We start from the raw sequence: 11629 nt of genomic DNA on the forward strand, positions 1-11629 counted from the left end.
AAAGCGGTTCCGACGAACCGCGCTTGGCTGTCCTCGATTCGCACCGGGTCGCATGCGCAGGCCTTCGTGCGGTTCTCGACGCTCCACGTGCCGTCGAACCGACCCGGGATCGGGACGCCCCGCAGCAGGGCCGTCGCGAGGATAGAAGATCCGAGGATCAGCTTGCCCCGATCAGCCGCCCGAAACGGTGTCGGATCATGGCGACGGTCGGGGCAGGCGGGTTCGCGGTCGTCTCAGTTCTTCGGGGAAGGCCGCATGGCGGCGCGAAGGGCGCCGTTGAGCAGGGCCACCAAGTCGCAGCCGGCGTGCAAGAAAGCGTGCACGCCAGCGGCCTTCAGCGGATCCAGAAGATCCGTCGGTTTGCCGGCAAGATAGATCGTTCCGGCGCCCGCCTGATTCAGGGCTTCGGCGGCCGGCACCGCATGATCGGCATAGATCTTATCGGTGGAGCAGATGCAGGCGAGCGCGGCGCCGGACTCCTTGAAAGCCCCCGCGAGGGCAGCCGGATCGGTGAAGCCGTCGTTCGACACGGCCTCGATGCCGCCGGCGGCGAAGGCGTTCGCCGCGAAGGTCGCCCGGGCGTTGAACGCCGAGACGGAGCCGAGATTGGCGAGGAACACGGCCGGTCGGCGGCCGGTCTTGGCGAGGTAGGCGTCGGAGGCGTCGCGCAACGCCTCGAAGGGCTCCGCCAGACGGATCGACGGGAGCGCATCGCAGGCCACCGCCGAGCCCGAGCCGAAATTCGAGCTGGGGCCGGCAGTCACCGGTTTCACGTCGAGCACCGTGACCGGCTTCTCGGCGAGATTCGGGAACTCGCTCGCGCCGGTCAGGGGCTCTCGGCGGGTCGCCACCGCCTTGGCCCGGGCCTCGCGGGTGGCCTCGATGCGCCGCTGCAGCTTGCCGACGCTGAGCGAGGCGACGATGCCGCCCTCGGCCTCGATCGCCTGGAAGGCCTCCCAGGCCGCCTCGGCAAGCTGGGCGGTCAGGGTCTCGAACCCGCCCGCACCGGCTGCGGGATCGCTGACCCGGGCGAGGTGCGATTCTTCGAGCAGGACGATCTGGCTGTTGCGCGCCACCCGTCTGGCAAAGGCGTCGGGCAAGCCGAGCGCCTGGGTGTAGGGCAGCACCGTGACGGTATCGGCCCCGCCCATACCGGCCGAGGCGGCGGCCATGCCGGTGCGCAGGATGTTCACGAACGGATCGCGCCGGGTCATCATCCGCCACGCGGTCTCGGCGTGGAGGCGCAGGGGCTTCGGCTCCAGACCGCAGGCCTGCTCGATCCGGGCCCAGAGCCGGCGCAGGGCGCGGAACTTCGCCACCGTCACGAACTCGTCGGCATCGGCGGCGACCAGCACCGAGATCCGGTCGCGGGCTGTGGCGAGGTCGTGGCCGGCCGCTTCCAGGCCGCGCAGGTAGGTGACCGCGGTGGCGAGCACGGCGGCCAGCTCCGCTGCCTCGCCGGCCCCGGCCTCGTGATAGGGGCGGCCGTCGGCCACGAAAGCCCGGCCGGTGAAGCCCGCCGCTTCGAGGTCCGACACGGTGGCGGCCAGCCGCGGGGCGATCTCGCTCCAGACCGCGCCGAGGCTGCCGGTGGCGGCCAGCGTGCCGACCGGATCGATGCCGAGGTCGAGATTGTAGCTGGACAGGTCCTCGCCCCGGTGCGCCGCCAGGCCCTTCACCAGGCCGGCGACTTCGAGACCGCGCGCGCCGGCATCGAGGCGCAGGCTGATCAGCGGCAGCATCACGCCCTTCAGCACGGCGTCGAGATCCGCGACGCTGCCGGCGGTCAGGCCGTAGCCCCGGGCGGCGGCTGAGCCGGCAAACACGAGTGCGAGCGCGTCGGCGCCGCCTTCGAGGTCGGTCATCGCCTGCGCGTTGGCGGCGGCGATCTCGGGGTGGTCGACCCGCTGGGAAACCCGCCAGGGCCCCGGCTCGCGGAAGGGTTGGGCGGTCGGCTCGGCCCGGGGATAGAGCGGCTCGATCCGCAGGCCGTCGCTCGTCCGGGAGACCAGCCGCTTCTCGAAATCGGCGCCCTTCAGGACATTGTCCACGAGGCCGAGCCAGCGCGCCCGGTCGGCGGGCTCGAACAGGTCGGCGAGCTGTGTGTCTTCCATCGGAACGTCCCTGGGCGCGGCGTCTTGTGCACCGCTTTCAGGGACGTGCGTCGCATGCCGCTCGGCCGGAGGCAATCGCCCGAGGGCTGAGGATTGTTATCCGAGGATGATCAGCCCGGCGAAGCCCAGGGCACCGACAATGATCCGCCACCAGGCGAACAGCCGGAACCCGTGGCGCGATACGTAGTCGAGCAGCACGCGGACCACGAACAGGGCCGAGATGAACGACACGATGAAGCCGATCACGATCAGGCCGACATCGTCGCGCGACAGGTATTTGTAGTTGTCGAACAGGTCCTTGGCGAAGGCGCCCGCCATGGTCGGCATCGCCAGGTAGAACGAGAACTCGGTGGCGGAGCGCTTGTCGGCGCCCATCAGCATCGCGCCGACGATCGTGGCGCCCGAGCGCGAGACGCCGGGGATCATGGCGAGGCACTGGAAGATGCCGATCTTCAGGTCCATCGGCAGGGTGAAGTCGTAGACGTCGGTCTTCTTCACCTCGAGGTCGGTGTCGTCGAGGACGAGAAGCACCAAGCCGCCCGCCACCAGAGTCGCACAGACGATCCATGGGTTGAACAGGTAGGCCTTGATCACCTTCGAGAAGAGCCCGCCGATGATGGCGGCCGGCAGGAACGCCACCAGGATGCCGATCACGAAGCGGCGAGCCTGCGGATTTGTCGGCAGCGCCGTGGCGATGCCGATCAGCCGGCGGAAATACACCGCCAGGATCGCCAGGATCGCTCCGAGCTGGATCAGCACCTCGAAGGTGTTGTTGGGCGAGTGGAACCCGATGAAGTGGCCGACCAGCAGCTGGTGGCCGGTGGATGAGACTGGGATGAACTCGGTCGCGCCCTCCACCAGGGCGAGCAGGACCGCCTTGCCGATGCTTGCCGGATCCATTGTCGAGCCTCGCGCCGCGGGCGCACGACCGCTCCTCGTGAGCGCGCCGCGGACCATGGGAAAATTGCGCCCGGAGGCTTCGCCCATCAGGGTTGACGGGCAGTTACCGGAACAGGCAGCGCGTGTTAAGGGCTCGGCAACGATCGAGCAATAACGCTCGCTCTGAAGTCCTGCGCGCCGAAGACCTGCGCGCCTGGGCCGACGACCGGCGCGGGACTGGCCGCGCCGTCAGACCGAGCAGTCCTGACGGCCTCAATGGCGACCCTCTACCACTTCCCCTTCTGCGCGAACTCTCGGTTCATCCGTCTCGTCCTGGCCGAGATGGGCCTGGAACCGACGCTGTTCGAGGAGCGCCCCTGGGAGCGCCGGGACGACTTCCTGCTGATCAATCCGGCAGGCTCCACGCCCGTGCTGCTGGAGCAGACCGGTCTCGTGGTGCCGGGGGCCGGGGTCATCGCCGAATACCTCGACGAGACGCGCGGGCTCGGCCTCTCGGGACGCCGGATGCTGCCCGACGACACGGTCGAGCGCGTCGAGGTCCGGCGCCTGCTCGACTGGTTCCTGATCAAGTTCGACTCCGAGGTGACCGGCTACCTGGTCAACGAGAAGATCTCGAAGCGCTTCATGTCGTCCCACGAGGGCGGCGGACCGCCGGACATGAACGCGATCCGGGCGGCGCGCACCAACGTGCGCTACCACCTCAAATACATCGGCTACCTGATCGCGCGGCGGCGCTGGCTCGCCGGCGACAACCTGACCTATGCCGATCTGGCGGCGGCCGCCCACCTCTCCTGCGCCGACTACCTGGGCGATGTCCCGTGGGACGAGGACGAGATGGCGCGCAACTGGTATGCTCGGGTCAAGTCGCGGCCCTCGTTCCGGGGGCTGCTGGCCGACCGGGTGGCTGGCATGCCGCCGGCGGCCCATTACGCGGATCTGGATTTCTGAACCCGAGACGGACCTATTTCGGCGCTGAGCTGCGTCGCCTCGTCGAGGCGCGGGCGCAGCATCTCGGCTTCTGCGGGCTGCGGATCACCCGGCCCGACCGCCTGCCGGACCTGCCCGGCCGGCTGACGGCGTGGCTCGAAGACGGCGCTCACGGCACGATGGACTGGATGGAAGAGCGCGCCGATCAGCGCGCCAGCCCGGTCGGCCTGTGGCCGGGCCTGCGCAGCATCCTGGTGCTCGCCATGAGCTACCGCCCGGACGACGATCCGCTCGAGCTTGTGACCCGAACGGATCGTGGCGCCGTCGCCGCCTACGCCAGGCGGCGCGACTATCACGAAGTGTTGAAGGGCAAGCTCAAGGAACTCGGCGGCTACCTGTCCGCCAAGGGCGACGTCCGGGTGAAGGTCTTTTGCGACACCGCGCCGGTGATGGAGAAGACGCTCGCCGAGGCCGCCGGCCTCGGCTGGCAGGGCAAGCACACGGTGCTGCTGTCCCGCGAGCACGGCAACTGGCTACTGCTCGGGGCGATCTACACCAGCGCCGAGTTCGAGCCGGACGAACCCGGGCGCGGCCATTGCGGCTCCTGTCGGGCCTGCCTCGAGATCTGCCCGACCGACGCGTTCCCCGCACCCTACCGCCTCGATGCCCGTCGCTGCATCTCGTACCTGACCATCGAGCATGCCGGGCCGATCGCGGAAGAATTCCGGACGGCGATCGGCAACCGCGTGTTCGGCTGCGACGACTGCCTCGCCGTCTGCCCGTGGAACAAGTTCGCCCGCACCGCCGCCGATGCCCGGCTCGCCGCCCGGGCCGATCTCGAGGCCCCAGCCTTGGCCGATCTCGCCGAATTGGACGACGTATCCTTCCGGAAATTCTTCGCCGGGACGCCGGTGAAACGCACCGGCCGGGACCGGTTTCTGCGCAACGTGATGATCGCGGTGGGCAATTCCGGCGATCCGCACCTCGCCGCATCGGCGATCGCGCGGCTGGAGGACAACTCGCCCCTGGTGCGTGGCATGGCGGTCTGGGCCTGCGGCCGGCTCCTGACGCCGGGCGCCGTGCAGGCGCTGCATCGCCGGCACGCACCGGCCGAGACAGATTCGCACGTGCGCGACGAGTGGATCGCCGCCACCGCCTTGACGGAGACCCGGGCCGGCGAGACATCCGCGGCATGAACCTTTTCATCTTCGGGCTTGGCTTCACCGGCCGCCGTTTCGCCGAGCGGGCGCGTGACCGCTTCCAGACTGTGCGGGCCACCGTCACCGATCCGGCGGCTGCCGCGCGGCTGGCTGCCGAGAGCGGCTTCACGGTGCGCGCCTTCGGGCCGGAGGCCGACGATCCCCAGATCGCGGACGACCTCGCCGACACCGACGTGCTCCTCGTCTCGGCACCGCCCTCCGAGCAGGGCGACCCGGTGCTGCGGCGCTACGCGGAGGCGATCGCGGCGAGCCGGATCGGCTGGATCGGCTACCTCTCCACCATCGGCGTCTACGGCGACCAGGGCGGCGCCTGGATCGACGAGACCACGCCGGCCGCGCCGCGCAGCGCCCGGTCTCGGATCCGGGTCGAGGCCGAGGCGGCCTGGTTCGATTTGGGCGCCCGGACCGGGAAGGCCGTGCAGGTGTTCCGGCTGTCCGGGATCTACGGCCCGGGGCGCAACCCGATCGTGAAGCTGCGCGAGGGCCGCTCGCAGCGGATCGTGAAGGCGGGGCAGGTCTTCAACCGCATCCATGTCGACGACATCGCCACGACGCTGCTGGCCTCGCTGGATCGGCCCCGGCCAGGCGCGGTCTACAACGTCACCGACGACGAGCCGACGCCGCCCCAGACCGTGACAGAGCACGCCGCTTCGCTCGCCAACCTGCCGCTGCCGCCCGAGATCAATTTCGAGACCGCCGACCTGTCTCCGATGGCGCGCAGCTTCTACGGCGAGAACAAGCGCGTGCGGAACCAGCTGATCCGGGACGAACTCGGCGTCACACTCGCCTATCCGACCTATCGCGAGGGGCTCGCCGCGCTCAAGGACCAGGCCTGATCAGGCTTCGAGGTGGCGCGGCCGGATGAGGCGGCGGAGCAGGCCGCCCCGCGGTCCGGCCAGCATCGAGACGAGGTAGAGCGCCCCGGCGGCCAGCACGATGGCCGGGCCGCTCGGCAGGTCGAAGTGGTAGGACAGGCTGAGGCCCGTCACGCTCGCAATCGCAGCGATCAGCATCGAGACCGGGATCAGGCCGCCGAGGTCGCGCGCCCAGAACCGGGCCGCCACCGCAGGCAGCAGCATCAGGCCGACCGCCAGCAAGGTCCCCAGCGCCTGGAAGCCGCCCACGAGGTTCACAACCACCAGCGCCAGGAAGGCGAGGTGGACCGGGCCGCCGCTGCGGCTCACCGTGCGCAGGAACAGCGGATCGACGCATTCCATCACCAGCGGCCGGTAGATGGCGGCTAGCGCCACCAGCGTCAGCGTGCTGATGCCGCCGAGCAGGATCAAAGCAGCATCGTCGAGGGCCAGGACCGAGCCGAACAGGAAGTGCATCAGGTCGATCTGCGAACCGCGCAACGACACGAGCAGCACGCCGCCGGCGAGCGAGATCAGGTAGAACGCCGCGAGGTTGGCATCCTCGCGCACCACGGTGGCCCGGGTGACCGCTCCGGCGAGCAGCGCCACCGCCAAGCCGGCCACTAGGCCGCCGAGGGTCATGGCCGGCAGCGACAGGCCGGCGACGAGAAATCCCGCCGCCGCGCCGGGCAGGATCGCGTGGCTCATCGCGTCGCTCATCAGGCTCATCCGGCGCAGGGTCAGGAATACCCCGACCGGCGGCGCCGAGACCGACAGCGCCAGGCAGCCCGCCAGGGCACGGCGCATGAAGCCGAACTCTACGAACGGCGCGAGGATCGGCCCGAACGGATCGATCACGCGGCGTCCTCGTGATGGTGGGTGTCCAGGCCGTGAGACCCGTGATCGTGGCCGTCCACCGGGCGGGGACCGCCGCAGATTGCCGCGCCCTCGTCCCAGGCTTCGGAGAGATTGCGGGCGCGCACCAGATTCTCCGCAGTCAGAACCCGCGCGGTCGGGCCCCAGGCCACGGGTTCGCGGGCGAGCAGGAGCGTCGTCGGGAAATGCTCGCGCACCTGGGTGAGGTCGTGCAGGGCGGCAACGACGGTGCGGCCCTGGCCGTGCCAGAGGCGGATCAGGGCCAGCAGATCCTCGACGGTGCGATTGTCGATGCCGGTGAACGGTTCGTCGAGGAGCACCACCGGGCAATCCTGTAGGATCAGCCGGGCGAACAGGGCCCGCCGGAACTGGCCGCCGGAGAGGGTGCTGATCGGCCGTGCCTCGAACCCGCCGAGCCCGACCGCGTCGAGGGCCGACCCGATCTCCGGTCGCCACCGCGTCAGGCCGCGCCAGGATCCGGCCTTCCGCCAGAGTCCCATGCCGGCCAGGTCCATGACGCTGAGTGGAAAGCTGCGGTCGATTTCGTCGGCCTGCGGCATGTAGGCGAGGGTGCCGAAGCGATCGATGTGACCCTCCAGGCAGGGGATCTCGCCGGCCATGCCTTTCAGCAGGGTCGACTTGCCGGCCCCGTTCGGCCCGACCAGAGCCAGCAGGTCGCCGGCACGCACGACCCCGGAGAGGTGGTGGACCGCCGGATGCCGGTCGTAGCCCAGGGTCAAGCCGACGAGCCGGAACGCATCCTGTGTCGCGGGCCGGATGCTCATGCGGCAAGCGCCCAGGCGATGAGCAGCCAGACTATGGCCGAGAGGCCAGCGGCGAAGGCGAGGCGCGGGCCGATGCCACTGCGGAACAGGGATCGCGGAGCCGCCGGGCTGGGATGGCGATGGGTGTTCAAGACGTCCTCGTCGCGCGCTCGGACCGGCGCGGGGACCTTTCGGGCTACTGGTGCGGTCCGGGGCAGCGGTGATACACTGTAACATTCCCGCCGGACAACCGGCGGTTTTCCGGTTGGAGCGATCATGCACCGTCACGAGGGTCACGACGCGTGCCACACAGGCGTCGGCGACATGCTCGCGCGGGCGGAGACCATCTGCCGGGAGCGCGGGCTGCAATTCACGCCCCTGCGCCGCGACGTGATGGAGGCAGTGGCCGAGGCCGGGAAGGCCCAGGGCGCCTACGATATCGCCGAGAAGCTCAGCGCACGGGGAAAGCGGGTGGCGCCGGTCTCGGTCTATCGCGCCCTCGATTTCTTGATGGAGCAGGGTCTGGTCCATCGGATCGCGAGCCGCAACGCCTTCATTCCCTGCCCCCACGGGCACGCCCCGGGGGAGGGGGTGGTCTTCCTGATCTGCCGCACCTGCGGCGTCGTCGACGAGGCGTCGTCGGAGGAATTGGAGGACGGTCTCGACCGCACTCTGAAGCGGGCGGGCTTCACGCCGGCCCACAGCATCCTGGAGGTTGAGGGCGATTGCGGCGCCTGCCGGGAGCGCCGGCAGGATTCCTGAGGCGCCCTCGCTCAGCGGGCGTTCTTGTAGGCCCGGCGCGAGACGATCGTCTGGATCATGATCTGGATGTCGAACCAGATCGACCAATTGTCGATGTAATGCAGATCGCAGGCAACACGCCGCTCCATGTCCAGGTCGGTCAGGGTCTCGCCGCGATAGCCGTTGACCTGCGCCCAGCCGGTGATGCCGGGGCGCACGTTGTGCCGCCGGGCGTAGAGCGCGATCCGCCGCTCGAAGCTGCGATCATGCGCGAGCGCATGGGGCCGTGGGCCGACCAGCGACATCTCGCCCCGAAGGACGTTCAGGAGCTGGGGCAGCTCGTCGAGATTGGTCCGACGCAGGATCGCACCGACCTGGGTGATGCGGCTGTCGTTGCGGGTCGCCTGCTTGAACACCGTGCTGGCATCCGCCCGCATCGAGCGGAACTTGAACACGCCAAAGGGCTGCTGATTGAAGCCATAGCGCTTCTGACGAAAGAAGACCGGCCCAGGGCTGTCGAGCTTGATCGCCACCGCGATGAAGGCAAGCAGCGGCGAGAGCGACACCAGGGCGATCGCCGCCACGACCAGATCGAGGGCGCGCTTCAGCACGATCTCGGCGACGTTGAGCGGCCGGCGCCCGATATTGATGCCGGACACACCGCCGACCCGGGCGACCTGCATATCGGGGAATCGATCGAGCACGCTGCCCGGTCGAAGATGCAGGGCGGCCGGCACGCGCAGGAACGCATCGATGCAGCGCTCCACCTCGGCAGTGTCGGTCCACGGCACCAGCACGAAGACGTCGTCCGGCCGCAGGAACCGGACCACCGACACGGCGAGGTCGAGATCCTCCTGCAGCTGGTCGTGCCGCGACACGGTATCGGCGCCCGGGTCGACCCGGCGCAGGTAGCTAGTGCCGACGATCCGGGAGCCGAGCTGGTCAGCCTCGTGGCTCGCGTAGAACTTGGCAATGTCCTCCTCGTAGCCGACCAAGTGGACGCGGCTGGCCGAGGCCGAACCCGAGGCAAGGCTGCGCCGCACCAAACGGGTCGCCACCGTGCGGGTCGTCACCAGGGCGGGCAGTCCGAGGACGAAGGCGGTGATCGAGACGATGCGCGAATAATCGTTGGTGGTCTTGGTCAGGAAGCCGACGACGAGCACTGCGGCCCAGGCGACCAGCCAGAGCGAGGCCATGCGCTGAAAGTTCAGCCTCTGCGCCATGATGCCGTCGAGGCTGTAATCCTCTCGCAGCACGTTCGTCGCGACGATGATGGCGCTGAGCAGGGCAGCGAGCCGCAGGCTGCGGAAGCTGGTCACCCAAAAGCTGTCGCCGGCGAAGGCGAGTTGGTAGCCGAACTCGACGGTCAGGATGACGACGAGGATCGCCGCGATGTCGGCCAGAGCCAGCGATGACGACAGGGCCATCCGCGCCACCGCGCGACCGCGACGCGGCAGGAGCGCGGACCATACGCTGCGACGGCGTTCGGCCGAGGTCGGCAAGGCCTGAAACGTCTCCGGAACCCGCTCGTGAAACATCTGGCCCGCCACGTCCCGGTTTGATCGGACTTTGTACCGGTCTGAAACACGAAAGATTTCAGCGCCGGCATCTGCCGATGACGGAGCAAGGGGTGAGCCGCGACGTACAGTGATTCGGCCACTTCGGAATGGGCGCCCATGTAGGCGAACGCCTGGCCGCCGGCAATACATGGTAAATGCTGAGTCACCGGAATACAGACACATACCGTTCGCCCCGGCACCAGAGTCTGATACCAGCGGTTGCGTTGTAATGTCGGTTTCTTGCTAGACGGTTGAATTCCGTCGCAGCGCGAAGCTTGGCCATTGCGGCTGTAAAGCCGAACGAATCGACGCCGCTGGTTTTGCGTGCCGGGCAAAGAGTCTGGCAATAAAAAACGCCCGCCGCCGATCCGGCAGCGAGCGCCTTCAAATGGTATGTCCTGCGGCGTCAGACGGCGTCGGCGTGGGGTCTGGTCTCGCTCGCACCGCCGACCGTTTGCACCATCTCGAAGCCCTCGAATTGCGGATGACCGAGATAGAGTGGCTTGGTCGACGGCGCCCGGCTATGCGCCTTGCGGAACTGCTCTGAGCGGGTCCACGCCTCGAAATCGCTCCGTGACCGCCAGACGGTGTGCGAGGCGTAGAGGACGTGGTTCTCGTGCTCGGGCCCACGCAGGAGGTGAAACTCCACGAAGCCCTCCATTTCGCCGAGATGGCTGTCGCGGCCGAGCCAGACGGCCTCGAAGTCCTCGGTCGCATCCTTAACGACCTTGAAGCGATTCATCGCGATAAACATGATGTTCTCCATTCGCACATCGGATTTAGGCCCTGAACCCCGCGCAGGCGAGCCCTGCTGCGGCGACGCGGCGCGCGGGATGGACTGCGCACAGTTTGCGGATCGACATTTCCGCAACAATGTTTCGGAGATACGTCAGGTTAAACCACAAGATGTAGACTTAGACTTGCGGAGCTTAACAACTTCGTGTCCAATTGCCTGACGGTTCGTATTGTGTCGCAGTCGGGCTGTTGGCCGACTGCTATAGCGCTCAGGGTCGATGTGGATTGTTTGTCGACGGAAGAGAGCGGATCACAATAAGGGCTTAGAGCTGTGGCCGATTGCAATGCAGGCGGCGGCTGCTCTAGCGTGTGGCACCGCACTCTAGGTGTAGACAGGATATGAGATTGAGGGTCGGACGGTGAAGCGGCGCGATAGCGAGGCGAGAGCACCGGATCCGCAAGGGGACGCTGTTCAGGCCGCGGAAAAGGATGTGAACAATCAGACGATGCCGAAGCAGACGACCGACGTGGATCGTCTGGTGGGTATTCGCATCACCGCTCTGCGGAAAGCGCGCGGTCTGAGCCAGACCGCCCTCGGCAATGCTGTTGGCGTCACGTTCCAGCAGGTGCAGAAGTACGAGAAGGGCCAGAATCGGGTCGGCGCCGGCCGGCTGCGCGAGATCGCGCGCCTGCTCGAAGTGCCGGTTTCTGCCTTCTTCGAGGAGAGTGAGCCCCGCGAAAATTCGCAGGAAGACGTCTTCGGCTTTCTAAGCGCGCATGGCGCGATCGAGCTGCTTCGCGCCTACGCACAGATCGAGGACGAGCAGATGCGCCGGGACGTACTGGCGCTGGTGCGCAGCGCCGCGCGCCTTGCGCAGTCCCGCTCCGTGGCGACCGCGGCGGACTCCGCCTGATCTTCGGCCCTGGCAGGACGGACGG

Annotated in this window: 12 protein-coding genes; 5 read left to right on the plus strand and 7 right to left on the minus strand. The window is 68.3% G+C overall.

Annotated elements, in window-relative coordinates; translation table 11 throughout:
• Positions 1-233 precede the first annotated feature (233 nt).
• Together AO398_RS13765 and AO398_RS13770 are read right to left on the minus strand one after the other, a co-directional pair.
• Positions 234-2114, minus strand: a complete 1881-nt coding sequence (locus AO398_RS13765) for a methylmalonyl-CoA mutase family protein (protein ID WP_058192677.1) — start codon at positions 2112-2114, stop codon at positions 234-236.
• A gap of 96 nt (positions 2115-2210) precedes the next feature.
• The gene (locus AO398_RS13770; RefSeq protein WP_058192678.1) at positions 2211-3014 is read right to left on the minus strand and encodes an undecaprenyl-diphosphate phosphatase; all 804 of its coding nucleotides are present in this window, start codon (positions 3012-3014) and stop codon (positions 2211-2213) included.
• 255 nt (positions 3015-3269) lie between these two features.
• On the opposite strand from AO398_RS13770, the gene AO398_RS13775 reads away from it, so the two are divergent.
• From AO398_RS13775 to AO398_RS13785, 3 genes are read left to right on the plus strand one after another with little or no spacing between them, the layout of a single operon-like run.
• Positions 3270-3962 carry a glutathione S-transferase family protein gene (locus tag AO398_RS13775; RefSeq protein WP_058192679.1) on the plus strand — a complete coding sequence of 231 codons (693 nt, stop codon included), beginning with the start codon at positions 3270-3272 and terminating at the stop codon, positions 3960-3962.
• 29 nt (positions 3963-3991) lie between these two features.
• Positions 3992-5137 (plus strand): tRNA epoxyqueuosine(34) reductase QueG, encoded by a 1146-nt coding sequence (gene queG / locus AO398_RS13780; RefSeq protein ID WP_082643278.1) that lies wholly within the window; start codon positions 3992-3994, stop codon positions 5135-5137.
• Positions 5134-5997 carry an SDR family oxidoreductase gene (locus AO398_RS13785; RefSeq protein WP_058192680.1) on the plus strand — a complete coding sequence of 288 codons (864 nt, stop codon included), beginning with the start codon at positions 5134-5136 and terminating at the stop codon, positions 5995-5997. Before queG ends, AO398_RS13785 begins: the two co-directional genes overlap by 4 nt.
• On the opposite strand, the gene AO398_RS13790 is transcribed toward AO398_RS13785, so the two are convergent.
• From AO398_RS13790 to AO398_RS29680, 3 genes are read right to left on the minus strand one after another with little or no spacing between them, the layout of a single operon-like run.
• Positions 5998-6822: a metal ABC transporter permease gene (locus tag AO398_RS13790; RefSeq protein WP_152997522.1), complete on the minus strand. Its 825-nt coding sequence runs from the start codon at positions 6820-6822 to the stop codon at positions 5998-6000.
• Between the two features lie 47 nt (positions 6823-6869).
• The gene (locus AO398_RS13795; RefSeq protein ID WP_058192682.1) at positions 6870-7676 is read right to left on the minus strand and encodes an ABC transporter ATP-binding protein; all 807 of its coding nucleotides are present in this window, start codon (positions 7674-7676) and stop codon (positions 6870-6872) included.
• Positions 7673-7807 (minus strand): hypothetical protein, encoded by a 135-nt coding sequence (locus tag AO398_RS29680; RefSeq protein WP_280139125.1) that lies wholly within the window; start codon positions 7805-7807, stop codon positions 7673-7675. The genes AO398_RS13795 and AO398_RS29680 overlap by 4 nt, the downstream gene beginning before the upstream one ends.
• 124 nt (positions 7808-7931) lie before the next feature.
• Here AO398_RS29680 and AO398_RS13800 point away from each other — a divergent pair, with 124 nt between their 5' ends.
• Positions 7932-8417, plus strand: a complete 486-nt coding sequence (locus tag AO398_RS13800; protein ID WP_058192683.1) for a transcriptional repressor — start codon at positions 7932-7934, stop codon at positions 8415-8417.
• 11 nt (positions 8418-8428) lie between these two features.
• On the opposite strand, the gene AO398_RS13805 is transcribed toward AO398_RS13800, so the two are convergent.
• Positions 8429-9934 (minus strand): undecaprenyl-phosphate glucose phosphotransferase, encoded by a 1506-nt coding sequence (locus tag AO398_RS13805; RefSeq protein WP_058192759.1) that lies wholly within the window; start codon positions 9932-9934, stop codon positions 8429-8431.
• Between the two features lie 427 nt (positions 9935-10361).
• A complete protein-coding gene (locus AO398_RS13810) occupies positions 10362-10709 on the minus strand; it encodes an antibiotic biosynthesis monooxygenase (protein ID WP_058192760.1) in 348 nt (115 codons plus the stop codon).
• A gap of 487 nt (positions 10710-11196) precedes the next feature.
• Between AO398_RS13810 and AO398_RS13815 the strand changes: the two genes are divergently transcribed.
• Entirely contained in the window at positions 11197-11604 is a 408-nt protein-coding gene (locus tag AO398_RS13815; RefSeq protein ID WP_058192761.1) for a helix-turn-helix transcriptional regulator, read from the plus strand.
• Positions 11605-11629 lie beyond the last annotated feature (25 nt).

Origin of the sequence: Methylobacterium sp. GXS13, from assembly GCF_001455965.1 — a bacterium.
GTDB lineage: Bacteria > Pseudomonadota > Alphaproteobacteria > Rhizobiales > Beijerinckiaceae > Methylobacterium.